This window comes from Salimicrobium salexigens, from assembly GCF_900156705.1.
In the GTDB taxonomy this organism is placed as follows: domain Bacteria; phylum Bacillota; class Bacilli; order Bacillales; family Halobacillaceae; genus Salimicrobium; species Salimicrobium album.
The window spans coordinates 115,512-141,213 of the sequence record NZ_FTOK01000006.1 but is presented as its reverse complement, the minus strand read 5'-3'; the positions used below and the strand labels follow the sequence as shown (position 1 = coordinate 141,213).

Below are 25,702 nucleotides of genomic sequence, written 5' to 3'. Positions count from 1 at the left end.
ATTCCTCCTCTGTAGTGGTAACGCTTTCAAATAATCCTATTGAACGCTCGCTCAATTTCCTCTCATAAGGAAAGTGTACAAAACTTTCTGTACACTTTCCACAATTTTTTGATTTTTATTTTACGGATCGGACATTTTTCGCTTTAGTGTTTCCAAGCGGAAGCTCCCGCTTTATCTTTTTCATGCCAGCTCACGGGCTTCCAGAAACTCACGTTATAAGCCCTCCGGACCACCGGAAGGAAAACCTCTTCCGGATGGCCGGCCTGCTTATTCCGGTGTTTCTAAGCGGAAGCCCCCGCTTTATCTTTTTCATGCCAGCTCACGGGCTTCCAGAAACTCACGTTATAAGCCTTCCGGACCACCGGAAGGAAAACCTCTTCCGGATGGCCGGCCTGCTTATTCCGGTGTTTCTAAGCGGAAGCCCCCGCTTTATCTTTTTCAAAGATGGATTTTGCAAGTATTTCCGCGATGTCCATCGTGCTGACTGTTTCTTCGACTTCCTTCGCTTTCGTACCATCGGAGAGCATAGTCAGGCAGAACGGACAGCCACTGGAGATCATAGTCGGTTCCACTTCAAGTGCCTGTTCGGTACGGGCTTCGTTGACGCGGTTTCCGGTCTTCTCTTCCATCCACATCATTCCACCACCCGCTCCACAGCACATGCCGTTGGAACGATTACGCTGCATCTCCACAACTTCTACACCCGGAATCATTTCAAGTACTTCACGAGGCGGTTCATACACCTCGTTGTATCGACCGAGGTAACAGCTGTCGTGATACGTAATTCTTTCATTGACCGGTGCTTCCGGTTTCAGGCGGCCTTCTTCAAGCCACTCTGCAAGCAGTTCCGTGTGGTGATACACTTCCGCTTCGAAACCGAAGTCCGGGTACTCGTTTTTGAAAATGTTGTAGGCGTGAGGATCGATCGTGACGATCTTCTTCACGTCGTTCTTTTCGAATTCTTTGATGTTCTTCTCCGCAAGTTCCTGGAACAGGAATTCGTTCCCCATGCGGCGGGCCGTATCTCCGGAGTTCTGTTCCTTGTTTCCGAGAATAGCGAATTTGATGCCCGCTTTGTTCATAAGTTTAGCGAAGTCCATAGCTATTTTCTGACTGCGGTTATCATATGATCCCATAGAGCTTACCCAGAACAGATACTCGAATTCTTCGCCTTCTTTCTTCAATTCCTTCACCGTCGGAATGTATGCTTCTTCATCAAGGTCACGCCAGTTTTCGCGTTCTTTCTTGGAAAGTCCCCACGGGTTCCCCTGACGCTCGATATTCATAAGAGCACGCTGACCATCCTGATCCATTTTCCCTTCGGTCATTACGAGATAGCGGCGCAGGTCGATGATTTTATCGACGTGTTCGTTCATGACCGGACAGGCGTCTTCACAGTTCCGGCACGTCGTACATGCCCAAAGTTCTTCTTCGGTGATGACGTCCCCGATCAGGTTCGTTTCGTTCACGCGGTCGACAGCATCGTTCTGTTCATTGCGGGCCATCGACGCGAGCATATTACCTTCGGTTCCGGAGAATGCGTAGGATGGCACCCACGCTTCGCGCCCTGTGACCGCTGCCCCTTTTTCGGTCAGGTGGTCACGGATCTTAACGAGAAGGTCCATCGGAGACAGCATCTTCCCGGATACGGAAGCGGGACAGACGTTCGTACAGCGCCCGCATTCCACACACGCATACAGATCGATCATCTGAAGCTGGTTGAATTCTTCCACTTTTCCGACACCGAAGGACACATCTTCCTCGTCCGTTTCATCATCAATGTCGAAATTGATCGGCTTCAATTTCCCAGGTGCATCCTCACGACTGAGGAAGACGTTGACCGGAGCTGCAATAAGGTGAGCGTGTTTCGACTGAGGTACATATACAAGAAAGCTGAGCAGCGTAATCAGGTGAATCCACCACATAACGAAAAATACTGCGGCTGCCGCTGTTTCCGGGAGCCATCCGAATCCGAGTGCGATAGCACTGGCCACCGGTTCCCAGACGCTTGCTTCATGGCCATGCCAGATAATGTTCATACCGTTTCCGGCCAGTACCGTCACCATCAGTGTTCCGATGAAAATAAGTACAAGACCGGCTTTCCAGCCGCGCTTCAGGCGGACGAGCTTCTCTATGTAACGACGGTAGAAAGCCCAGACGACGGCAACGATGATAGTGAGTGTTACGAGTTCCTGGAAAAACGTAAAGGCAGGATACAACGGACCCAGCGGCAAGTGTGAATCAGGCGCCAGCCCCTTCCAAATAAAATCGATCGCTCCGAACTGTACAAGTATAAATCCATAAAACATCATGACGTGAATTGCTCCGGATTTCTTATCTTTGAGCAATTTTTTCTGACCGAAAACGTAAATACCTATCTTTTGAAGACGACGTTTGATCTTTCCGTCGAATTCAAACTTCTTCCCCATACGGATATAAGCAATTCTCGTCTGAACGATACGCGCGAACAGATAAAGCGCATAAATCGTTATTCCGAGAAAAAACAACCAGTTCACCAACAGTAAAGGATCCATCCTTTTCCCCCTCTTTCCTATTTTCTGTATTGAAACCCCTTTCATGTTCCAGTTAACTCTACTATAAAACTGAATGAGCATTCAGTCAACATGTTTCGCTTTTTTTCTTCCTGTATTTGTGAATGAAGATACGTGTATATCTCTATAATTTCAGTTACAATCAAGGTATGGATTTTTGGAGGTGGAGAGTTGCGCACTATTAAAATTATCATTTCACTTTTACTATGGATCGTGCTCGATCTGATCCTCGGTAGGAGAAGTCAGCGCAAACATAACCGTACGCTTGCGTTCGAACAGACGAGAGGGAACTACCGCTTCTACAAAAACGGTACTCCGCTTTTTGAGGATCTGTTCGAAGAGATTTCCCAGGCCCAGGAACAGATTGACGTATACTACTATCTCGTACGCCGGGATATCATCAGCCGCAAGTTTATGACACTCCTCAAAATGAAAGCGGAGGAAGGTGTAAGGGTCAACCTTCTCGTTGACCGGCTCGTAAGCGCGCCGCTTCGCCGGGAATACCGATCTTTGAAGAAAGCGGGCGTGGACGTAGCCTTCGCTGAAACGCCGAAGTTCCCTTTTTTCTTCTATACGTTCAACCGGCGGAACCACCGGAAAATGGTGGTCATCGACGGAGTGATCGGCTACGTGGGCGGTTTCAACGTCGGCCGGGAGTATATCGGAAAAAGTTCCCAGTTCATCGACTGGCGCGACTATCATTTGCGGCTGACAGGTTCGATTGTCCGCGATCTGCACCGGATCATCGCGAGTGACTGGACGTACAATACCGGGGGGGCTCTTCCTTCCGTCGCTTACCGGGAAGGAGGAAAACACCCCTTCCAGCTTGTAGCGTTCGACGGAATAGGAGTAGAGAATACTTTCCTTACGATGATCAGGCGGGCCCGGAGGGAAATTCTCATCGGCAGCCCCTACTTCATCCCGACCAAAAGGATTCACCGGGAACTGCTCAAGGCGCTGGAGCGCGGGGTGGACGTCCATATTCTGCTTCCGCTGAAACGCGATCACGCTTTCGTAAAAGAGGCCGGTTTCCCGTCTCTTCAGAAACTTGTCCTTAGCGGAGCCAACGTCTACCACTACAACGCAGGCTTCTATCATGCGAAGCTCGTTCTTGTTGACGAAGAAGCCGCCGATATCGGTACGGCGAATTTCGATAAGCGGAGTATGTTTCTGAATAAGGAAGTGACTATCTCCATTTTCGAAGAAAGTTTCGTCCGGCATCTGCGTTCCGAGTACTTCAAAGATACAGAAAACTCTCTCGTATACGGTAAGGAACAGGCTGCTAACCCTTCTGTAGCCACGAAAGTGAAAACGCAGCTCGTCAAACCGTTTCGCTGGATGCTTTGACCTTCTTTCTGTAAAAAACAAAAAGAGTGATGTTCTTCTATAAATCGAAGAACATCACTCTTTTTTTATATATTATCATTTACGCCCGGACAGAAGGCTGGCGGTTGTGCCTACATTTTTTCGGGGGCTTCGACGCCGACGAGAGCAAGAGCGTTTCTAAGCGTCTGCTTTACAGCTTCCATCAGCTTGATTCGGGAAGCCGTACGCACAGGATGTCCGGCATCCAGAACTTTTTCCGCATTATAGAAGCTGTGGAGGTTCGATGCAAGATCGAACGCGTACTGAGTGACGCGGTGAGGCGTCCGGTTCACTGCAGCATCTTCCACGATCTGCGGGAATTCCCCGAGACGCTTCAGAAGATCGATCTCCTTCTCCGAAGTGAGCAGCGTACCGTCGAACTCATCGGAGCGAAGATTCTTCTCCTCGGACTGTTTCAGCATCGTTGCGATACGTGCGTGCGCGTACTGTATATAGTAGACCGGGTTTTCGTTGGACTCGGAACGGGCCAGATCCATGTCGAAGTCGAGGTGTGAATCACTCGAACGCATTGCGAAGAAATAGCGCATGGCGTCCACTCCGACTTCATCCATCAGTTCGCGCAGCGTAACGGCCTTGCCGGTACGTTTGCTCATCTTCACTTTTTCCCCGTTTTCAAACAGGTTGACCATCTGGATGATTTCGACCTCAAGCGTCTCTTTGGCATAGCCGAGCGCCTGGACGGCCGCTCTCATCCGCGGGATATACCCGTGGTGGTCGGCGCCCCAAATATTGATGAGGGTGTCAAAACCGCGGTCAAGCTTATTTTTGTGATAAGCAATGTCCGGAGCCAGATACGTATAGGTGCCGTCGTTTTTCACGAGGACACGGTCTTTGTCGTCTCCGTACTCCGTAGTTCTGAACCACGTCGCCCCTTCCTGCTCATACACGAGATCCCGCGCTCTCAGTTCTTCGACAGCCGCTTCGATTTTGTTCTCCTCGTACAGGGACGTCTCGGAGAACCATTCGTCGAAAGTGACGCGGAAATCACCAAGGTCCTTCTCTATACGGGAGAGTGCGTACCGGAGGCCGGATTCACGGAAATGACGGTGTCTCTCTTCTCCGGAGACCTCCGTCCACCTGGCACCTTCTTCTGCGGCAAGCTGCTTCCCGAGCTCAATGATGTCAGCTCCGTGATAACCGTCTTCAGGCATCGCGTATTCTTCTCCGAGCGCCTGCATGTAGCGGGCTTCTACAGATTCTGCGAGTTTTGAAATCTGATTCCCTGCATCATTGATGTAGTATTCCCTCTCCACGTCGTACCCGGCCGCTTCAAGGATATTACAAAGCGCATCTCCAATGGCTGCTCCACGGGCGTGACCCAGGTGCAGCGTTCCTGTCGGATTCGCAGATACGAACTCCACCTGTATACGCTCCCTGCGGGCTTCTCCGCTTTTACCGTAGCTTTCTTTTTCTTCGAGGATAGATGGAACGAGTTCTGCGAGATACGTATTGTTCATGCGGAAGTTGATGAACCCGGGACCGGCGATTTCCATCTCCTCTATCGAAGCTTTCGACTTATCGAAAGCCTCTACGATGTCCCCTGCGATCTCTCTCGGATTCTTTTTTGCGATCCTCGCCATTTGCATAGCCATATTCGTGGCATAATCCCCGTGCTGTTTATCTTTCGGCTGCTCGAGCACCACGTCGGGGATTTCTTCGGAAGAAGCAAGCCCCGCTGCTTCCACGGCGCGGACGATCTCTTCTTTGATCTTTGCTTCCGTCTTTTCTGCAATGTTCATTCCGTTTCCTCCTTAAGCGTTAATTTCAGCTGGTGATTCTGTGTGACATCTTCATTGACCGTCATCTTATAGACAATGAACAGCTCACCGTTTCCTGAGTCGCCCGGGGGACGGTATTCCAGCTGTTCCGTCCAGGTGCTCATGAAAAGTTTTCCGTATTCATGTACGTACGTGTTCTCGGTTTCCGTGTTGACCTCGAACAACTGGCGCATTTCCACGCCACCGGAGCGTTTAATGCTTACATGACCCGGTTTGATGGTCACCATCGTATCCACCGGCTCTCTTCCTTCCGGGTGTTCCCTGAAAGTCACTACGTCCATATTCCCTTTTCTGAAAAAGCGCCCCTTTTCCGACAGGGACATCTGCTCGGAGTCCGAACCGTCCCGGATGTGCGTTTCTAACGTAACAGCTACGTTTGTCATGCTGTAATCGCTCCTTTTTTCGTCCCGTTTATAACTAATCCATTATAAGAAGAGTGCAGTAAAAACTCAAGTTGTTTCCCGTAAATAGTCGATCGTCTCCTGCAGTTCCGCATGGATATCCACGTGCGTCGTAATGCTGAAGATACTGTACAGTACCACCGCACCCGCTATGAGGCCTGCATACCACTTGTAGGGCACTCTATTGCGGAAGGGACGGTAATTTTTATGAAAAGCGAAGAGAATAAACGGCAGCAGTGCTCCGACGGCCACGATGTCCCGGGTCCACTGCTCCTTTTCCCTGTTGCTGATGACAGAAGCCCGGAGTGCTTCGTTCACGTGCTCTTCTGCACTCGTCTCCCACGTTTCCCCTTTGTACTCAACTTTCCACGTATTGTTTTCTATCGAATGTTCGTAAGGAACAGGTGTAAAAGAATATCCGATGGTCGCCACCAGAAGCGTTCCCATAACAATCGCATAAACTACAGGTATCCATAACAGTTTTTTATTCATAAAGCCTTCCCTTTCTCTGCCCCCGGCTTTTGAACGAAGCGACGGGGTGCATCCGGATCATTTCACTTTCATCCCACCTATTTTAGCACGAGTTATCGGTTCCGCCAAAGCCCCCGGTTTACGCTTGTGCGCCCTCTGAAGCACTTGCGTTTCGTCATTCGAATAGAAAAAAGACCGGCTGACGATTCAGCCGGTCCTCTTTCTGTCTTAGTAAAAGCATTTTCCATGCTACTTCAAATATATTACTGCGGGTGATATTTTTCAAGTCGGGAGGGCCTGGAAAAGTGAACATTTTGTGACACAGGCGGCCGATAAAAGCTCCCGGACCGTACTTTCCTGTTCACATCGATACGTCGGTAACTTCATCGCGACTGAGTCGCAGCAGCCGGCCGCCGTGGATATCACGGCACTCCAGCTCCCCGCTTCGTCTGTGGAAACGAAGCGGCACCACTTCATGCACATCCCCGTCCATTTCAATACAGACAGGAACCTGCCCGTTCATTGCGTGCTGCAATAAAAAATCGATTCCGGCCGCCTGCTGTTCTTCCATATGCCCCTGTTCAACCCGCTCGTCCTCTTTCCAGAGATTACGGAGCATCTCGATGTGCTCCGGCAGCATGAGTGAAGTCCATTTGATGGAGCCGCGATCTTTCGGTTCCTGATTCATCATCATCCCTCCAACACGAACATTTGTTCCTATCTTATCACACTACTCGTTTTTGTGCACGGGGGTATCAGGAAACAGGACGCAATTCCCGGATGAAAGCCCACGCTGCCTCCAGTTCTTCCTGTTTGTAATTCTGTCTGCTTTTCACCGTATATACCTTCTCTTCAATTTCCTCTTTCGGCAAGTGTTCAAAAAAGAGCATCGTCGACACCAGTTCAAGGAACCTGGAACTTTTTTCATTCATTGCACTGATATATCCCCCGAGTTCCGGACGTTCAATATCCGCATGTTCCAGAAAATCGTGTCCGGAGTCCGTAAGGTTATAGCGGTACTGGTAATAATTCCGCTTTTCCTCCATCGCTTCCGAAATGAAACCGAGGTTGCACATTTCTTCTATACGAAGCGTCAGTTCCTCCGAATAAGGACCGTAAAAATGGAACTCATACTTTTCTTCAAAAGGAACCCCGCATTTTTTCATAATGAATATCATTTTCTGAAGACGTTTTCGTCCCACTACTTCCTCACAACTGTTAAAAAAGTGCATTAGTCTCGCATGTTTCTCGAGCATTACTGTTCCTCCCTGCCATACAGAATTCCTTTAATCCGCTGCTTCGTTTTCTCATCACTGATCTGCTCAACCGTATCCGCCGGAAAATAGAGTTTATGGTCCGTCCGTTTCTTTCCGGAAATCGATTCGACGATTTCGGAGAGCCGGGACAGTTCCTTCAGTCCCCCGTCCGGCTGCAGAAGATGAATCGGCAGTCTTTCTCCTTCTTCTCCCGGACGATAGAAATCGTAAGGAAGATCGGAGCTTGAATCCACTTCAAGATAAAAGCGCGGATCGACTCCCGCCTCTTCAAATAAATCGTACAGTTCCCGCCAGGCGTTCATCTGCAGATTCGGGTTGAATTCAATATATTTGAACAGCTTCCTGTTTACGAACCGTTCACACAAATCGCTCAGAATCGGGTCTTTCTCCCTGATCCACATCTGGAAGTAGTACATCACTACGTTCTCATCCAGATCCAGATATTCTTCGAGAGAAGGCGCCTCTTCAAAAAAGGAGAAGAAGTGTACCGGTTTAAGCTCAAACTCGTAGCCGTTTTTATACAGCTCCTTGGCACGCTTCAGAATCTTCGACAGGATCACTTCCGCACTGCGGGTCACGGGGTGGAAATAAATTTGCCAGTACATCTGATAGCGGCTCATTATGTAGTCCTCCACCGCATGCATACCGCTTTCCTTGATCGCCACCTGATCCTCGAGCGGGCGCATGACGCGGAGTATTCTTTCCATATCGAAATGACCGTAGCTGACCCCGGTGAAATAAGCATCACGCTGGAGGTAATCCATGCGATCGGCGTCGATCTGGCTGGAAATGAGGCTGACGACGAGCTTATCCGTGTACGTCTTGTTGATTACATCCGCCACTTTCTTCGGGAACCCTTCTTCCACTCCGGACAGCACCCGGTTCACTTCCGTATCACCGAGCAGAATCGACTGCGTGTAATCTTCGTGATCGAGCCTGAAAGCTTTCTCGAACGAGTGGGAAAAAGGGCCGTGGCCGAGGTCATGCAGCAGGGCCGCACATAGGGAAAGCAGGCGCTCGTCTTCATTCCAGTCTTTGTGATCACGGAAGTTCTCAAGGATGCGCCGGACGATTTCATATACCCCGAGAGAGTGGCTGAAGCGGCTGTGTTCCGCTCCGTGGAACGTAAGGTACGTGGTTCCGAGCTGCTTAACGCGGCGCAGCCGCTGGAATTCCCGGGTACCGATCAGATCCCAGATTACACGGTCCCTGACGTGGACGTAGCGATGGACCGGATCTTTGAATACTTTCTCTTCGTCTAATTTTTCATCACGATAAGCCATGTGTCTGCTCCATTCCTTTTTTGTCCAGTATAGCCTTTTGCGGGCCGGAAAGAAACGTCTTGACAATACGGGAGAGCCGTGAAATCCGCTTTTCCTCCCGTTCTACAAACACAAAAAAAATTTGCTATAATGGTGGCAGTCTGAATGCAAAAGGAGACCGACCAATGATTTCATCCATACTGCAGCAACCGGAATACAGGCTCGTGGACCACAGCGACCCGGAACTTCATACATCCGCCCTGCCGTCCTTCGCCTATGATGATGCGCTGGCGACATCTGTCGGGGCAGGGACGAGCCCGGCCACTGCCCGTCTGTGGGTACACCCGAAAACCGTCGTCCTCGGCATACCCGACGCGCGCCTTCCCTACATCTCCGAAGGTATCGACTACCTGGAAGAAGAAGGGTACAGCGTCGTCGTCCGAAACTCCGGAGGTCTCGCCGTCGTACTGGACGAAGGAGTACTCAACCTTTCCCTCATCTTTCCGGAGACGAAAGGAGTCGATATTCATGGCGGGTACGACGTTATGGTCGAATTCATCCGCTCTCTTATCGATGCCGACATCGATGTATATGAGATTTCCCGCTCCTACTGTCCGGGCGACTATGACTTGAGTATAGACGGGCGGAAGTTTGCAGGTATATCCCAGCGCCGTGTAAAAGGCGGATTCGCCGTACAGATCTACCTTGATGTGACAGGAAGCGGACAGCAGCGGGCAGAGCTGATCCGGAACTTTTACGACACAGCGAAAAAAGGGGAGGAGACAAAATTCTCTTTTCCCGATATCGATCCGTCCGTCATGGCTTCGCTCAACGAACTGCTGGAAGAAACGGTTACCATAGAATCGATCACGGAACGGATCAAAGACCGTCTCCGTCATTACAGTGACAGCGTCATTTCCTACCCGCTTACGGACCAGGAAGTAGAGTGGCTCAGTAAACGGACAGAACAGATGGTGTCCAGAAACAAAAGAGTGTAAAAAGACCAGAAATCCTGAGCTGCTAAAAAAGCGCGGTGCCCGCTATCGGCACCACGCTTTTTGTATATTACTCTACAGACTGGGCGGCTGTTATGATGGCAAGCTTGTACACATCATCCGCATTACAGCCTCTCGACAAATCGTTCACAGGCTGATTGAGTCCCTGAAGCACGGGTCCGACAGCATCAAAACCACCGAGACGCTGGGCTATTTTATAGCCGATATTTCCCGCTTCGAGGCTCGGGAAGATGAACGTGTTCGCTTTTCCTTCAAGTGGAGAATCCGGCGCTTTCTTTTCAGCGACGGAAGGAACGAAAGCGGCGTCAAACTGAAATTCCCCGTCAATCAGAAGGTCGCTCCGTTGCTCTTTCACAATCTCGAGAGCTTCTCCCACTTTTTCGGTTTCCGGAGAGACGGCCGAACCTTTCGTGGAGAAACTGAGCATAGCTATACGAGGGTCGATATCGAAAAGGGCGGCAGTGTCTGCGCTGGCCATCGCGATTTCGGCCAGATCCTGACTGTCCGGGGAGATATTGATGGCACAGTCCGCGAAAATGTATTTTTCCTCGTCCCGGACCATGACGAATACTCCGGACGTCTTGTTGATGCCTTCTTTCGTTTTTATAATCTGAAGAGCCGGGCGCACCGTATCTCCTGTGGAGTGTACTGCTCCGCTTACCAGTCCGTCCGCTTCGTTCATATATACGAGCATGGTACCGAAGTAGTTACCGTCTTTCAGAATGTCGCGGGCTTCCTCTTCGCTCGCCTTACCTTTTCGCCGGTCCACAAAACGCCGGACCATATCATCCATATTTCCATAAGTTTCCGGATCCACGATATCCACGCTGCTGAGATCGACTCCGTTCGTTTCCGCCTTCTGTTTCACTTCATCTTCATTTCCGACTAATACAGGACGGACATATCCTTCCGCTCCGAGCCTGCCTGCAGCCGCCAGAATTCTTTCATCCTCGGCCTCCGGAAAGACGATCCGCTTTCCTTGGCCTTCTATTTTGCCTTTCAGTGTGTCAAAAAGATCACTCATGTGTACCCCTCCTGTTTTGATGTCTGTATCATATGATAAAACGTGCCAGCTTAAAAGAAAAGCGATACACGCAAACGGCCGTCAGTAACAACTCTTTATTTTCACTGTTCCCTAATCTTCTTTCGAATATGTGACAGAAATCGGAAAAATCGTTTACAGGAAAGTACTTCACATGCCCCTCCGGCACTCGTATGTTATATTGAATAAGGACATAATTATATCAACCATAAAGGAGCGATTCGACTATGCCAGAACCGGTTATAACAATGGACGGGTGGTACGTCCTTCACGATTTCCGTACGATGGACTGGACTTCCTGGAAGTACGCGAGTGCCGAAGAGCGCCAGCAGGCGATTCAGGAATTTCAGGCGCTGATGGAGACCTTTGAGACGAAAGAAGACAACCGCGAAGGAAGTCACGCTATCTATACGATTGTCGGCCAGAAAGCTGATCTCATGATGATGATTCTGCGCCCGACTATGGAAGAACTCAACGAAATCGAGACGGCTTTCAATAAATCCAAACTGGCGGAATTCATGACGCCGGCCTACTCTTACGTGTCGGTCATCGAACTCTCCAACTACATGGGAGGCGACCAGAATCCGGAAGATCCGGAAATCGAAGGCCGTCTGAAGCCGAAACTTCCGAAATGGGAACACGTCTGCTTCTACCCTATGGATAAGCGTCGTCAGGGGAATGACAACTGGTACGTTCTCGAGAAGGACGAGCGGGCGAAACTGATGTACGAGCACGGCATGACCGGGCGTCAGTACGCCGGTAAAATCCGTCAGTTCATCAGCGGATCGATCGGTTTTGACGACTGGGAATGGGGCGTGACCCTATTTGCGCACGACGTTCTTCAATTCAAAAAGCTCGTCTATGAGATGCGCTTTGACGAAGTGACTTCCCGTTATGGTGACTTCGGTTCCTTTTTCATCGGCAACCTCCTTACAAAAGAAAAAGCGGAGACGTTCTTCGAAGCATAAAACGTTTTTTTCCGCAAAACAAAACCCCGGCCTGACACTGTCAGTCCGGGATTTTCAATTGCAACATTTTCTCACTACAGAACTTTCATCGCTCCAATACCGAGCAGTACCCATCCGATAAGGAAAGCGACTCCACCGAACGGAGTGATCATGGCAAATGTTTTCACACCGCTTACGGCATATACATAAAGACTTCCGGAAAACAGAAGAATGCCGGCAAAAAACAGCCACCCGGCTCCTGTGAACATTCCGGATGCACCCTTACCGAGCAGCAGCGCCGTTATGAACAGCGCCATCGTGTGGAACATCTGATAGTTCACCGCTTTCTCCCACTGACCGAGTCCTTTTTCGGACACTTTTCCTTCCAGCCCGTGTGCCCCGAACGCTCCGAGTGCCACAGCAAGAAAGCCGTTAATGACTCCCAGCAATAAAAACAGTTTCATTATTCTTCCCCCTTATCAAAAATCAAAGATAGACGAACCGTTCGCTCCGTCGTGATCCAGTTTATCATTTGTGCTTTTCCGCTCCGGCGGGTCTTCCCCCATCATCTTCCTCATTTCTTCCGCCGTCGGCTGCATATCGTTCTTCTTCGCAGTTTCCGGTGCCCCGGCGGACTCCTGCCTTTCCTCTTCGAGCACCAGATCACACAGCAGCCGGACAGCCCGGGCATGTTCCCTGACCCGGACCGGGTCTTCGTGCCTGAGCATGGCTTCCTCTATTTCCTTATTCATTCGCTGCAGTAATTGTTGCATGGAGATGCTCATCAGCTACACATCCTTTCCATCTGTCAGTTTATCACGATTGCCACGGGATTACCTATGACAAAAATTCGATAATATTTTCAAAGGGAACAGGGGATAAAACCGGACAGGCAAAAAAGAACAACACGCAGATCTATCCGTGTTGTTCTTCCTGAAATCAATCATTGTTCATTTGATGAAGATCCGTTTCGCTCCGGACTCATAGGTTACAGAACACTGCTTATAAAAATAATGATGATCATAACGGGTAATAGATACTTCACAAGGCCATACCAGACGTTCCCGATGACATTATCACCGAAGTCCACGGCTTTCAGTGCTGTAGCCTTCGTAAAGTACCAGCCGACAAACAGCGCCATGGAAAGTCCTCCGAGCGGGAGCAGGATATTGGAGGCGATGTAGTCCATCGAGTCGAGGATGTTCCTCTCTCCGATCGGCGTTATCCCGGACCAGATTCCGAAACCGAGGGATACGGAGATGCCGAGAAAGAACATGATTACCCCGACAATGACGCTTGCCTTCGTTCTGCTCCAGCGGAAAAGGCGCATGAAGTAAGCTGTCGGCACTTCGAGTATGGAAATCGCCGAAGAGAGAGCTGCCAGCGACAGAGCGAAGAAAAACAGCAGCCCCGCTATCCCCCCAAGCGGCATCTGTTCAAAGATGGAAGGAAGCGTTATAAACACAAGCGGCGGTCCTGATGATGGATCGATATTAAAGGCGAACACCGCCGGAAAAATGACGATTCCTGAAATGACGGCGAAAAACGTGTCCATCAGACCGATTCCGACGGCAGCCCCCGGCAGCCGTTTATCGTCCGACAGGTAGCTGCCGTACGTAAGCAGCGCCCCCATACCAAGACTCAGGGAGAAAAAGGCCTGACCGAGCGCCTGCACGTAAATCGAAGGCTGGGTCAGCGCCGACCAGTCCGGTCGAAACAGAAAACTCAGTCCTTCCATGGACCCGTCCAGCGAAAGGCTGACCCCTGCAAGGGCCAGAAGCAGCAGAGCAAGAAGCGGCATGAATACTTTATTCGCCGTTTCTATCCCCTTCTTCACTCCGCTGAATACGATCACGATGGTCATAGTCATAAATAGAGCGGACCAGAAAAGTGGCTGCCACTCCTGCGTAATGAACCCGCCGAAAGCCCCTTCGTATCCCCCCTCTGCAGGAGCCTGAAAGAAGTCACCTGTGATGTAGTGAAACAGGTAGTAGAGCGACCAGCCGGCGACTACTGCATAAAAACTCAAAATCAGAAAAGCGCTGAAGACCCCGAAGAACCCGGTCAGAAACCACGGCGTCCCGGGCGCAAGCTTCTGATACGAGCCGATCACATCACTTTTCGCTTTCCTCCCGATACTGACTTCTGCCAACAGAAGCGGAATTCCGATTAAAAATACAAATACAAGATATAAAAGCAGAAACGCTCCGCCACCGTTGTTTCCGGCTACGAATGAAAAACGCCATATATTTCCGAGACCTACAGCCGAACCCATCGCTGCAAGCATAAACCCGAGTTTCGTCCCCCACTGTTCACGAGCCATAATAAACCTCCTCCACATTGAATATGCACCATCATACCACATATCCCCCCCGGTTACGACACGGGTTCACCCTTTTTCCAACTATTCGGTTTATTCATGTTAAGTTATGAATATTAAATATAAGACATTAAAAAAGCCGCCCTCCCTTTTTTCCCGGGAACACGGCTCCGCACAGCTCATATTTCTTTGTCGTTCTCATTTTCGCGATGGAGTTTCTCCAGACGTTCCACCCGGGCTTCAAGTTTATAGTAGTCTTCTTCCGTAACAAAACCGATTTCCTTCAGCCGGTCTTTCATCATAGTCCGCGTCTGGTTCGTGAAGTCCATGTCGGCGTTCTGACCTTTCTCCACCCATTCATTCATCATCGCTTTCGCTTCTTTCGGGGTCATTTCCCCTTTGTCGACCATGTCCTGCACCAACTTCTCGAACCTTTCCTTGCCGCTTATAGCTGCTCCGACACCGAGATAAAATCCACGCTTCATCCACTTGTCCATCATTTTATCACTCCTCCTAGGAAATATTTTTGATCATACTTGCATGTTTCCATGAAAACAGAAAAGTTCCGGCAAAACTCACGCCTGATATTAGATATAACACCCAGATCGGGATCTCCTCCAAACTCGCTGGCAGAAAGAAGGAGGCGACCAGGATGGTACTCCCGATTAAAAAAGTGACAGCAGCATAGAAAAAATAAAAATGATGCCACAACGTCTGCTGCTGCTTCGTCTGCTGCCATTCCCGCTCCTTATCCCCGTCTTCGAGAAACTCCACGAGTGCCCGGGGCAGGGATAGGAGAGGCTGACCCGTCTCTTTTACTATATTTTTATAAAACCCGAATTTGGACTGACTGCCCGTCATCCATTCGTTGATCACCGGTTTGCCCCACGATACGAGGTCCATTTGCGGATATACAGCCGTAAGCACCCCTAAAATCATGGACGCCGCCCTTCCGAGAAAAGCGTAGTCGGCCGGGAGCTGTATCGGCTGGTCCTTAACGAAATCCTGAAGATCTTCCAGAATATCGTTCATGACGGTTGCATCCATCTTACTCATATCTTCGCTCAAATACATCGACACCAGTCGGCGCATCATCTTCTTCATCGCTTCCGTATCTGCATCATCGAGAAGAAAGTTCATTTCTCTGAGCGAATCCACCACTCTGTCATAATCATCGATAATGAATCCTTCGATCATAGAGCGGATGTGATCGACGTCTTCCCTTTTCACTTTTCCGACCATACCGAAATCGATAACGACTACGGTACCGTCCTCTTTAATCATTATATTTCCCGCATGCGGGTCCGCATGAAACATTCCGGCATTGACGAACTGTTCCACACAAAGGTCGAATATAGTCCGGGCAAGTTTCTCACGGTCCAGGTCATTTCTTTTGATGAAGGAAATATCCGTTACCCTCGTGCCTTCCACCCACTCCATCACAAGCACACGGCCGGTGGAAAGATCGGTGAAATATTCCGGTATGTACACGTTGGAATGATTCTCGAACCTTTTCCGGAAGTAATTCCCGTTCTCCAGCTCCATCGTGAAATCGAGTTCGTCGCTCATCACAGCTACGACTTCTTTGTATAGAGAAGGCAGATCCGCTTTCTTCCCGAAAATAGTAAAGCGGTTGAGTATCCCGAACACCACTCTCATCGCCTTGAAATCCGTTTGGAAAATTTCTCTTACACGATATCGCTGAACTTTGACTGCCACAGGGGTGCCATCATGAAGATAAGCTTTATACACTTCCCCGATTGATGCGGAAGCGATGGGGTCTTCATCGATGGAGGCGATATATTTGTCCATGGACTCCTGCCAGTCCTCTTCTATAATCCCTTTCGAATACTCAAAAGGTACGGGCTGGACACGATCGACCAGACCTTCGAGTTCACGTATGAAAGAAGAAGGGAGTAAGTCACCGCGTGAACTTAAGAACTGGCCGAACTTGATAAGCAGTCCTCCCAGATAAACGGCGCGCTGCCTGTATTCGGTAGCCAGTTCTTTCAGTAGTTTTTCCCACTTTCTTTCCGTTTCCTGATCCCATATTCTGTTCAGTTTCTGGAACCAGAATATTTTCCACAAAAACTTTATGGACATCCAGATAATTATATACATTCTATAAATCCCTATGTACTTCTTCGACTCCAATGCCTTCCCCCCTCTTGCAAGTGTAATGACCCTTTCCCTTTCCAGCTTTCTTTCAACCATAAAAAAACATGAATTTGAGCTTAAAGACTCGTTTATTTACTTTTTTTACCTTTTGACACAACTAAAGAACTAACTTTTTACAATGAAATAATGAGCATACTTCTTCCAAAAGAACAAAAACTGTCACACCTGTACTTTTTTACTATTTTAATTATTTTGAAAATTTTATCATTTATGTGCATAATAGGTTTTGCAATCAAAATCGATACAGGGGGTCTGGAAATGAGGAAATTATCCACCTGGCTGACCGCCGGGGCACTGTCAATGGTACTCGCTGCTCCGACAGTAAGTGCCGAAACATCTTCCACCGAAGACTACACGAACTGGAACAAGGAACGCTACACGGACAAAATGCACATCGACAGCATGCTTAGGCAAAAATCCGAGCAGGAAGGTTTCGATGAGAAAGCTATCGAAACGATCAGAAAAAATGCAGAAAATGTTAACTTTAATGAACAGGAAGGTTCGGAAAACGGAAGTGGAGATTCCGGATTTACATATGATGGAGGAACGAAAAAGTTTCTTGACCGGGATCTCGGATTCAAGGATTTCACTCTCCGCAGTTCGGGCGAGCATGTGGAAGTGTGGGTAGCGGATGATCTTTCTTTCCCGGAAGGTGACCCGCGTGACGCACATAAAATCAATCAGGAACAGGTAGATAAACTTACAAAAGAATTCGATACGAATATTTATCCGAAAGCTACCGAATTTTTCGGTAAGCAGGATCCGCTCGACGGGACGAATGCCCAGCTGGTGGATCTCGGCGTCGTCCCTGAAGGTTATTACGAGACCGAAGATGATGAGAAAATCACCATTCTCGTGAACAATATCAAAGACGACAACTATAACGATCCGGACTACCCGTTCTTCGTCGCAGGCTTTTTCTGGCAGACGATCGAACAGTATACGGACCGTAACATCGTAACGATCGATTCCCGGGACTGGGGCGAGCGTCTGGAAGAATCTTTTTTCTCGACCACCATCCACGAACTTCAGCACCTGATCCACGCTGATAATGACAGCGACGAAACGTCCTGGGTGAACGAAGGGATGTCCACGTTCTCCGAGTACCTGGGCGGCTACGGCGTAGATGCCGGCTCCATCAATTTCCTGCTCGATCATCCGGAGAACTCTCTTACTGCCTGGGATGAACACGTAGATGCAAAAACGGGGCCGGAAACGATTGCGGACTACGGTCTCGTGCAGCTGTTCACTCTTTACAACTACGAACAGTTCGGTCAGGAATTCATCCGTTCTGTAGCTACAAGCGATATCAACAGCATCGACAGCTACAGAAGAGCATATGAAGAATTCGGTATCAATAAGTCGTTCGAGGAAGTATATCAGGACTTCACTTCCGCACTCGTCATGGACGACAACAAGTTCAAAGGCGGAAAATACGGATTTGAAAACGTGGATCTGCGTGACCTTCCGACAGAAGATGGGACACGCGAAAAAACCGTGAACTTCGAAAAAGCCGAAGACTATGAAAAAGAAGGCGTACCTGCCTGGGGGACCGACTTCAAAGAATTCAATTTTGAACCGGGAGAAAATGTGGAATCGTTCGATTTCAACGGCGTCGATTTCCTTCCTTTCCAATGGACCTCGACAGAAGACCCGCTGAATAAAGGCAATGATGTATATTACAGTACCAAAGGCGATGAAATGGATAACGCGATGATTTTCGAAGCGGACCTTTCAGGACTTAACGAAGCCACTCTTTCTTTTGATCACTACTATCAGATTGAAGAGAACTGGGACTTCGGAATGGTTCAGGTATCCACCGACGACGGCGATACGTGGACGTCCCTCTCCAACGGGAACACGACGAGTAACGTAACCGATCAGGGGTATCCGAAGATCAAAGAAAACGTTCCAGGTTTCACCGGAAGCAATGATTCCTTCCAAAACGAAACATTCGACCTCTCTGAATATGCCGGAGAGAAAGTACTGATTTCCTTCCGTTACCTTACGGACTGGGGTTCCACCGAAAAAGGCTGGTATCTCGACAACATTGAAGTTCCGGAAGCAGGAGTCTCTTACACCGGGGAGAGTACGGAAGGCTTTACTTCCCAGGCGGAACTGAACGAAAACTACGTGAACTACGGCGTTTCTTTCTTCAAAGAGAAGAATAACGGAAAGTATCAGGTCGTACACGTCGACCCGTTCAATATTACAGACAAGGATGCCCTCGAACTTCAGCAGGTATTCCGTCCCGGCAAAACGTACATGACCACTCATTACGCTGCGCCGCAGGACAGCACGGAGTATGTGAATTTCGAATATGAAATTTCCTACAAAGAAAACGGGAATAAAGGCAATAATGGGAATAATGGTAACAGCGGGAACAACGGAAAAAACAAACAGAAATAAGCAGAATCGGCCCTTTCGGAGGGCCGGTTTTATTTTTTCGTAAAGCCCGGTATGTTCAGCAGATTTTTTATGTCGGACGAAGCTTTTTTTCGTTACGTTCGCCACTCTGTTTTCTCAGTGAACGGCACGTGAAAGGAACGAAAAACTATTCTCCTTTCGCGGGGACGCCCGGATGATTGATTCTACTTTTCATTTGAGATGATTTTTGCCATGATAGTGGGAGAACGTACTTAGAGAGGACGGGATTTCCCTTGATGATAAAAGAACTGGAAGTGAAAGACTTACGTCCGGTATCCGAATGGCTGCACCGGATGAACGGGGATGATAAACACTTCGTCGCCTGGCTGGCCTCGGATCCGAAAGAGATATTCGAACAGATCTGGGGGCTTACCCAGCTGAACGATCCCTTCGCATTTGTAGCATGGGACGGGGAAGAAATCGTCGGCTTCCTCGGCATACTCCCTTTTTTCGAACAGAGAGTGTGCAGACTTCTCGGCCCATTCGCGACAAAACAGGAAACTCTGATTATCGAGAGGTTATGGCAGAAGGCTTCTCTTACGCTCGAAATGTATTTTGATGCGGCGAAGCTTGCCTGTTTCGATGTGAACACGGAACTTCTCACCTTCGCGGAACACTATGAATTTGAACTTTATAATATAGAGAAGACGCTCCGGCTTGATAAAGAATCCTTCACCCGGGAACCGGAGGATGCTCCAATCGCTCCGCTGGATGAATCCCGGCGCGAAGAGCTCGATTCGATTCATCCGGCCGGGGCCTACTATACGACGGATGAAATGCTCACATTTTCCCGTGAAAACGGCCACCACCTGCTCGGATATTTCGACGGCGATGATCTCGCCGGTTATCTGTATCTGGAAACCATACTCCCCGAAGAAGAAGGGGAAATCTGTTTCGTAAACGTAGCTTCCGAAGAACAGGGAGAGGGCGTCGGCAGTGCCCTGCTCACCTATGCCCTTTCTCTCGGATTCCGGAGGGAAAACTTTTCCTATATTACGATTTCCGTGCGGGAAGCTAACAGCGGAGCCGAGAATTTGTACAGACAGTTCGGTTTTTATGAATGGCATACCATTTATGCCTACAACAAAACGATCGAAACACAGCCGCCTCCGAAACTTGTCCACTGATCTCGGCGGAAAAGGAGGGAACGCATGAGCTATCTTGGAGATATTTTAAAATCTACAGGAGACACCACACCGATTATAAAGCAAAAACCGGTAAGCGGCGGAGACATCAATGAAGCTTTTTATGTACGGACGACAGCGCAGGAATATTTTGCGAAAAGAAATAAAGGAGCCTCTTCCCGGTTCTTCCAGACGGAAGCGAGAGGTCTTGAGCTCCTCCGGCAGACCGGCGCGATCGACGTTCCGCGAGTTTATCATCACGGAGGAAACGATGAGGAAGCGTGGCTCGTTCTGGAATATATCCCGGCCGGCACTCCCTCCCCGCTGTCCGAAAGCCGACTCGGGGAGCGGCTTTCCCGTATGCATGCCAGGGAAAACAGTGCCTACGGTTTCGATCAGCCCACGTTCATCGGGGAAATTCTGCAGGAGAATCATATGTATCCGTCCTGGCTGGAGTATTACCGGAGCGAACGGCTTCTTCCACAGATTAAACTGGCAGGAGAAAAAGGGAAACTTCCGCCGGACAGAGAAAAACGTGCCCATCAGCTTCTGGAGCATCTGGACACGTGGATCCCCGAAGACCCCGGAAGTTCCCTTCTCCACGGTGATCTCTGGGGCGGCAACTGGATGACAGGTCCCGAAGACACGCCTTACCTGATAGACCCTTCCGTGCTATACGGAGACAGACTGATGGATCTCGCTTTCACCGAACTGTTCGGAGGATATTCCCGGGATTTTTATGAGGCGTATGCCGCGTACACCCCTCTCCCCGACTATTATCAGGACGTGAAACCTTTATACCAGCTGTTTTATCTGTTCGTTCACCTGAATATGTTCGGGGAGGCCTTCGGAAGCCAGGTGGACCGGATTCTCACTCATTACACAAAAACGAAAGGGTGAGGGTAGAGATAAGCCTGGGATAGTACGTAGTCATCTTCATATTTATGACCGAAATCTTTCAGTAATGCTCTTACTTCATCCAAAGAAATCGCACCATCCACGAACTGCTTCAGTTTTCTCTGAAGCAGTTCTTTTTCTTCTTCGGATAACTGCCGCTTTACGTGTCCCGCAATATGTTCACAGGCATTGACGTGTCTCGCCCGGGTCGGAGGAGTCTCCACAGCTTTCTCGAGAAGCTGGCGATAATCTTCGGCCAGCTCAAAGAACGGGGTCTCTCTTCCCCGGGCCAATAATCGACCCATTTGTTTCTGTATACCCGGGGAGTACGCCATCAGTAAATATTTATGATCCGATTGAAAATCGAACAGCCGCCGTTTTGATTCCTGCTCGAACACTTTTCTCAGGCGATGCAGCGTAAACATTTTCGTCCAGAAGTCATCGAGATCTTCAAGGCTCGCATGAATCAGAAAAGAAGCGGAGCTGCTCCCGTCGGCATGGCGATTCCCGGTAATATTTACGTATTCCTCCAGTCGATGTAAGTACTCCCTGCTGATGTCCACGTCTCTTTCAATATATATAGCAGGCTTCTGTTTATAGTCCACGTCACTCTCTCCCTTTTTACGAAAGATTCTGTCTACGAAGAAGGATTCCCCGTCATAGCCGTCGAATAACATAAAAGCAGTCATAAAATACTTGGCAATATGACGTTTATGTATTAAAATCTATTTTATTGCATAATTATACTCAGTTAGGAGCGCTCTCATGAATAAACACACTTTCCCCTTATCTGCTCATTTAAAATTCATCATACCTTCTCTTATCGGTGTGATTCTGTTTATGGTGCCCACCCCCTCCGGTGAATCCCTCACCATACTTGTCGCTATTTTCGCCGGATGGCTTGAAGAGGCACTGGCAGGTTATTTATCTTTAATAATGACGTTCATCATTTCTCTTACGGCTGTACTTACCGTCTGGGTAAAAGCAGGAGGGCGTAAAAACGTTAAGTCCTCTCCTTTCTTCACTTCACTGCTGGACGTCACCCCTTTCTGGACAGGAGTTCGGGTTCTCGGAATGATTTTTGCCCTGATGGTGTATTTCCAGATCGGCCCGGAAGCGATCATTTCGGAAAATACCGGTGGCATGCTTCTCGATTCCCTTCTTCACGTGCTGTTTACAGTATTCCTCTTTGCCGGACTGTTCCTGCCCCTGCTATTGAATTACGGGCTGCTGGAACTCTTCGGAGTGCTGCTGACGAAAATTATGCGTCCGCTCTTCACACTTCCGGGGCGTTCCTCGATCGATTCACTTGCTTCCTGGCTTGGTGACGGGACGATCGGTGTGCTTCTCACGAGTAAGCAATACGAGGAAGGATACTACACGAAACGTGAAGCTGCCGTCATCGGTACCACCTTTTCCGTCGTATCGATAACGTTTACGATCGTCGTCATCGAAGAACTCGGACTCGGCCACATGTTTCTCCCTCTTTACGGAACGATAGTTGTCGCCGGGGTAGTGGCAGCACTTATTATGCCGCGTATACCTCCGCTTTCCCGAAAACCGGACACGTTCGTTACGGAAGAACCTCAGGGGAACGGCGATGATGTTCCAAAATCGGAGAACGCCTTCGCCTACGGTTATAAGCAGGCGGTCAAACAGGGGAACCAGTCCCCGGGGGTCACCGGATTCCTTAAAAACGGAGCGCAGAACATCCTCGATATGTGGATGGGCGTGGCTCCCATCGTTATGGCTCTCGGCACGGTAGCTCTGGTACTGGCGGAGTTCACACCGCTGTTTTCATGGCTCGGTGTACCGTTCATCCCGATTCTTGAACTGCTGCAGATTCCGTCGGCCCAGGCTGCATCCGAAACCATTCTGATCGGGTTCGCGGATATGTTCCTGCCGGCACTGATCGGTGCTTCCATTGAAAGTGAAATGACCCGCTTCGTCATTGCCGCCCTGTCCGTCACACAACTGATTTACATGTCGGAAGTCGGAGGGCTTCTCCTCGGATCGAAAGTACCCGTGGGTATCAAAGATCTGTTCATCATTTATCTGGAGAGGACGATTATCACCCTGCCGGTAATTGCACTGATCGCCCATCTGATATTTTAAATAAAAGCAGAGATGACAGTCGGACCGGCTGTCGTCTCTGCTTATTTTCATAATAAAGATATATCTTCCTGTTACAGCTCTTTTACGTTCTGCTAACATTGTTTTTTTACTTATACACAAACTCCCCGGTAAGTAGTACGATATAAATAACACTAATGCTTATAGAAAAGGCGGGAGACGCACATGGAACGCGATGCTTTTTTCGATAATGCGAAACTGTTTCTGATCGTACTCGTTGTATTCGGACACGCGATACAGCCGATGACGAATGATTCCGTCTTTGTATATATTCTCTACACATTCATCTATATCTTCCACATGCCTGCCTTCATTCTTCTTGCAGGGTTTTTTGCCAAAGGGTCGAGGGACAAAAAATATATACTGCAAATGATGAAGAAACTGCTGCTTCCCTATTTTCTTTTTCAGGCCGTGTACAGCGGCTATTACTACGCTCTCGGGGACGAGGGGTGGTACAACGGGTTCTTTCATCCGCACTGGTCTCTCTGGTTCCTGATCAGTCTGTTCTGCTGGCATATTCTGCTCATCGGGTTCAAAAAGCTGCCGCCACTTCTCGGTATACTTATTTCGCTTGAGCTCGGTCTGATCATCGGATATTTCAGCGACATCGGCCATACGTACAGTCTGTCGCGCACCTTCGTGTTCTTCCCGTTTTTTCTTGCGGGATACTGGCTTACTACCCGGCAGGTGAAAATATGGCAGAGCACTTCCGTGCGTGCCGGTTCACTCGTGACCATGGGGATTATAGGTACGCTGATCGTTCTTTTTCCGGAATTCAGTTCCGACTGGCTGCTCGGTTCCAAATCCTATGCCACTCTCGGCAGTCCTGAATCCGGAGGCTGGGTCCGTCTCGGAGTCTACGTACTTGCTGCTGCCATGACAGTATCCGTGCTGGCCTGGGTTCCGAGTCGCCATTTCTCTTTCACGAAACTCGGTCAGCGGACGCTTTACGTGTATTTACTGCACGGATTCGTCATCCAGTTTTTCCGGGAAACAGAATTTTTCACATATACTCACTGGCTGGACGTATTCGGAGTCTTTTTCGTATCGCTCGGAATCGTCTATCTCTTCTCTTCCACTTTCATGATGAAAGCGGCGTCGCCTCTGATTGAAGCGAAACTTCCCCGGAGACGAAAGATCCGTACGTTTCAATAAAGTCATAAATACGAAAAAGTCCCCTGCAACAAGATGTTGTCAGGGGGCTTTTACAATGACTTACACGTTCGATTCCGGTGCCGTTTTTACTTCCTGAAATCCCCGGCCCAGCTGCCGTTGCGGAACACCGGTTCAAACGTACCGTCTTCTCTTTCTCCGTCAATATCCAGTTCAGCCGAACCGATCATGAAGTCTTCGTGCACGAGACTGTCGTTCACTCCGTTTTTATCCCGCTCATCCGCACTCATCTCCGAACCTTTCTGCACGTTGGTCGGATAAGCTTTTCCGAGAGCAATATGACAGGAGGCATTCTCGTCGAACAGCGTGTTGTAGAAGACGTGACCGGACTCGGAAATCGGTGATTCGACAGGGACGAGAGCAACTTCGCCGAGACGTTTCGCTCCTTCATCCGTTTCAAGAAGATATTTCAGGGACTCTTCCCCGGATTCCGCCTTATAATCTACGACCTTCCCTTCTTCGAATGTAAGCGAGAAGTTCTCGATCAGGTTCCCGTCGTAATTAAACGGCATCGTGCTCCGTACCGTTCCGTTCACTCCGTATTTATGAGGCATCGTAAACACCTCTTCTGTCGGCATGTTAGGGTTGAACTTCACGCCTTTCACAGATTCGGCAGCGCCGCCGGCCCAAATATGATTTTTCGGAAGCTCAATCGTAAGTTCCGTCCCGGGCGCTTTATAGTGAAGCTTTTTGAACTGTTTATCATTCAGCAGCTCTCTCGCTTTACGCAGGTTCTCATTGTGCTCATCCCAGGCTTTCATCGGGTCTTCTTTATCAATCCGGGTAATATGGAAAATCTGTTCCCACAGTTTATCCTGAGCTGATGCCACCGGCTCATTCGGAAAAAGTTTCTTTGCCCAGTCCGGATGAGGGAAAGCTACGATCGTCCAGGTTATTTTATCTTCCATAATATAATCCCTGTAGGTGGTGAGCGCTTCGGCACTCGCTTTATTGGCTTTCGCTACTCTTTCCGAGTCCACATCTTTTAAAAGGTCCGGATCAGGTCCGTAGACGTTCACTACCGAATATCCGTCCTTCGCCATTTCTTCAAGACCCTCGGCCCGCCAGCGCGGGAAGTTCTCAAGCACTTCGTCTGCCGCATGTTTCATTTTCATATAAGTGAGGACGTTATCCCCCCACTGGACGTGTACATCTTTCGCACCGCGTCCGTATGCTTTTGCGCTTAATATGTGCACAAAATCGGCAGCCTCTATCGGGGCGTTGATAATAATCCCCTGTCCTTCCTGTATGTTGATACCTTTTTGCAATGCAACATCTGCATACTGCTCAAGCTTTTTCTGAAATGTACTCATGCTCA

General features: G+C 49.1%; 23 protein-coding genes. 8 read left to right on the top strand and 15 right to left on the bottom strand.

Annotated elements, in window-relative coordinates:
- Positions 1–410: 410 nt before the first annotated feature.
- Positions 411–2,534, bottom strand: a complete 2,124-nt coding sequence (locus tag BW931_RS08835; RefSeq protein WP_076571653.1) for a (Fe-S)-binding protein — start codon at positions 2,532–2,534, stop codon at positions 411–413.
- Positions 2,535–2,723: 189 nt separating this feature from the next.
- Between BW931_RS08835 and cls the strand changes: the two genes are divergently transcribed.
- Positions 2,724–3,899, top strand: coding sequence for a cardiolipin synthase (gene cls / locus BW931_RS08830; protein WP_008590516.1), 1,176 nt, complete (start codon positions 2,724–2,726; stop codon positions 3,897–3,899).
- Between the two features lie 110 nt (positions 3,900–4,009).
- On the opposite strand, the gene argS is transcribed toward cls, so the two are convergent.
- The 6 genes from argS to BW931_RS08800 all read right to left on the bottom strand — a co-directional run bounded on the left by argS (position 4,010) and on the right by BW931_RS08800 (position 9,148).
- Positions 4,010–5,677, bottom strand: coding sequence for an arginine--tRNA ligase (gene argS, locus BW931_RS08825; protein WP_076571651.1), 1,668 nt, complete (start codon positions 5,675–5,677; stop codon positions 4,010–4,012).
- Positions 5,674–6,099 carry a YwiB family protein gene (locus BW931_RS08820; protein WP_008591547.1) on the bottom strand — a complete coding sequence of 142 codons (426 nt, stop codon included), beginning with the start codon at positions 6,097–6,099 and terminating at the stop codon, positions 5,674–5,676. Before BW931_RS08820 ends, argS begins: the two co-directional genes overlap by 4 nt.
- A gap of 66 nt (positions 6,100–6,165) precedes the next feature.
- Complete coding sequence (locus BW931_RS08815; RefSeq protein WP_008591545.1) at positions 6,166–6,609, bottom strand: hypothetical protein; 444 nt, start codon at positions 6,607–6,609, stop codon at positions 6,166–6,168.
- Positions 6,610–6,949: 340 nt separating this feature from the next.
- Positions 6,950–7,276: a YolD-like family protein gene (locus BW931_RS08810; protein ID WP_008591543.1), complete on the bottom strand. Its 327-nt coding sequence runs from the start codon at positions 7,274–7,276 to the stop codon at positions 6,950–6,952.
- A 67-nt stretch (positions 7,277–7,343) separates the two neighbouring features.
- Positions 7,344–7,844 carry a YwgA family protein gene (locus BW931_RS08805; RefSeq protein WP_076571649.1) on the bottom strand — a complete coding sequence of 167 codons (501 nt, stop codon included), beginning with the start codon at positions 7,842–7,844 and terminating at the stop codon, positions 7,344–7,346.
- On the bottom strand, positions 7,844–9,148 hold the full coding sequence (locus BW931_RS08800) for an HD domain-containing protein (protein ID WP_008591538.1): 1,305 nt from the start codon (positions 9,146–9,148) through the stop codon (positions 7,844–7,846). Before BW931_RS08800 ends, BW931_RS08805 begins: the two co-directional genes overlap by 1 nt.
- A gap of 164 nt (positions 9,149–9,312) precedes the next feature.
- Between BW931_RS08800 and BW931_RS08795 the strand changes: the two genes are divergently transcribed.
- Complete coding sequence (locus tag BW931_RS08795) at positions 9,313–10,125, top strand: lipoate--protein ligase family protein (RefSeq protein ID WP_008591536.1); 813 nt, start codon at positions 9,313–9,315, stop codon at positions 10,123–10,125.
- 67 nt (positions 10,126–10,192) lie between these two features.
- On the opposite strand, the gene pta is transcribed toward BW931_RS08795, so the two are convergent.
- Complete coding sequence (gene pta, locus BW931_RS08790; protein ID WP_076571647.1) at positions 10,193–11,167, bottom strand: phosphate acetyltransferase; 975 nt, start codon at positions 11,165–11,167, stop codon at positions 10,193–10,195.
- 245 nt (positions 11,168–11,412) lie between these two features.
- On the opposite strand from pta, the gene hemQ reads away from it, so the two are divergent.
- Positions 11,413–12,153 (top strand): hydrogen peroxide-dependent heme synthase, encoded by a 741-nt coding sequence (gene hemQ / locus BW931_RS08785; protein WP_008591533.1) that lies wholly within the window; start codon positions 11,413–11,415, stop codon positions 12,151–12,153.
- 74 nt (positions 12,154–12,227) lie between these two features.
- Here the strand turns inward: hemQ and BW931_RS08780 are convergent, their stop codons facing one another.
- The 5 genes from BW931_RS08780 to BW931_RS08760 form a co-directional block, all read right to left on the bottom strand.
- Complete coding sequence (locus BW931_RS08780; protein ID WP_008591531.1) at positions 12,228–12,596, bottom strand: DUF423 domain-containing protein; 369 nt, start codon at positions 12,594–12,596, stop codon at positions 12,228–12,230.
- 15 nt (positions 12,597–12,611) lie between these two features.
- Entirely contained in the window at positions 12,612–12,917 is a 306-nt protein-coding gene (locus BW931_RS08775; protein WP_008591528.1) for a YwdI family protein, read from the bottom strand.
- Between the two features lie 203 nt (positions 12,918–13,120).
- Complete coding sequence (locus tag BW931_RS08770) at positions 13,121–14,455, bottom strand: sodium-dependent transporter (protein ID WP_076571645.1); 1,335 nt, start codon at positions 14,453–14,455, stop codon at positions 13,121–13,123.
- A gap of 176 nt (positions 14,456–14,631) precedes the next feature.
- Positions 14,632–14,952, bottom strand: coding sequence for a phasin family protein (locus BW931_RS08765; protein WP_076571643.1), 321 nt, complete (start codon positions 14,950–14,952; stop codon positions 14,632–14,634).
- A gap of 13 nt (positions 14,953–14,965) precedes the next feature.
- Positions 14,966–16,573, bottom strand: a complete 1,608-nt coding sequence (locus BW931_RS08760) for an ABC1 kinase family protein (RefSeq protein ID WP_234972609.1) — start codon at positions 16,571–16,573, stop codon at positions 14,966–14,968.
- A gap of 315 nt (positions 16,574–16,888) precedes the next feature.
- On the opposite strand from BW931_RS08760, the gene BW931_RS08755 reads away from it, so the two are divergent.
- From BW931_RS08755 to BW931_RS08745, 3 genes are all read left to right on the top strand, one after another.
- On the top strand, positions 16,889–19,039 hold the full coding sequence (locus BW931_RS08755) for an immune inhibitor A domain-containing protein (RefSeq protein ID WP_076571639.1): 2,151 nt from the start codon (positions 16,889–16,891) through the stop codon (positions 19,037–19,039).
- 254 nt (positions 19,040–19,293) lie between these two features.
- Positions 19,294–20,184, top strand: coding sequence for a GNAT family N-acetyltransferase (locus BW931_RS08750; RefSeq protein ID WP_076571637.1), 891 nt, complete (start codon positions 19,294–19,296; stop codon positions 20,182–20,184).
- Between the two features lie 24 nt (positions 20,185–20,208).
- Positions 20,209–21,081, top strand: a complete 873-nt coding sequence (locus BW931_RS08745; RefSeq protein WP_076571635.1) for a fructosamine kinase family protein — start codon at positions 20,209–20,211, stop codon at positions 21,079–21,081.
- On the opposite strand, the gene BW931_RS08740 is transcribed toward BW931_RS08745, so the two are convergent.
- Positions 21,060–21,767: a DUF1722 domain-containing protein gene (locus BW931_RS08740; RefSeq protein ID WP_084193893.1), complete on the bottom strand. Its 708-nt coding sequence runs from the start codon at positions 21,765–21,767 to the stop codon at positions 21,060–21,062. The two genes, BW931_RS08745 and BW931_RS08740, sit on opposite strands and share 22 nt — an antisense overlap.
- A 76-nt stretch (positions 21,768–21,843) precedes the next feature.
- Between BW931_RS08740 and BW931_RS08735 the strand changes: the two genes are divergently transcribed.
- Positions 21,844–23,193, top strand: a complete 1,350-nt coding sequence (locus BW931_RS08735) for a YjiH family protein (protein ID WP_076571631.1) — start codon at positions 21,844–21,846, stop codon at positions 23,191–23,193.
- 183 nt (positions 23,194–23,376) lie between these two features.
- A complete protein-coding gene (locus BW931_RS08730) occupies positions 23,377–24,366 on the top strand; it encodes an acyltransferase family protein (protein ID WP_076571629.1) in 990 nt (329 codons plus the stop codon).
- 86 nt (positions 24,367–24,452) lie between these two features.
- Here BW931_RS08730 and BW931_RS08725 read toward each other — a convergent pair whose 3' ends face one another.
- Positions 24,453–25,697 (bottom strand): aminopeptidase, encoded by a 1,245-nt coding sequence (locus tag BW931_RS08725; protein WP_076571627.1) that lies wholly within the window; start codon positions 25,695–25,697, stop codon positions 24,453–24,455.
- Positions 25,698–25,702 lie beyond the last annotated feature (5 nt).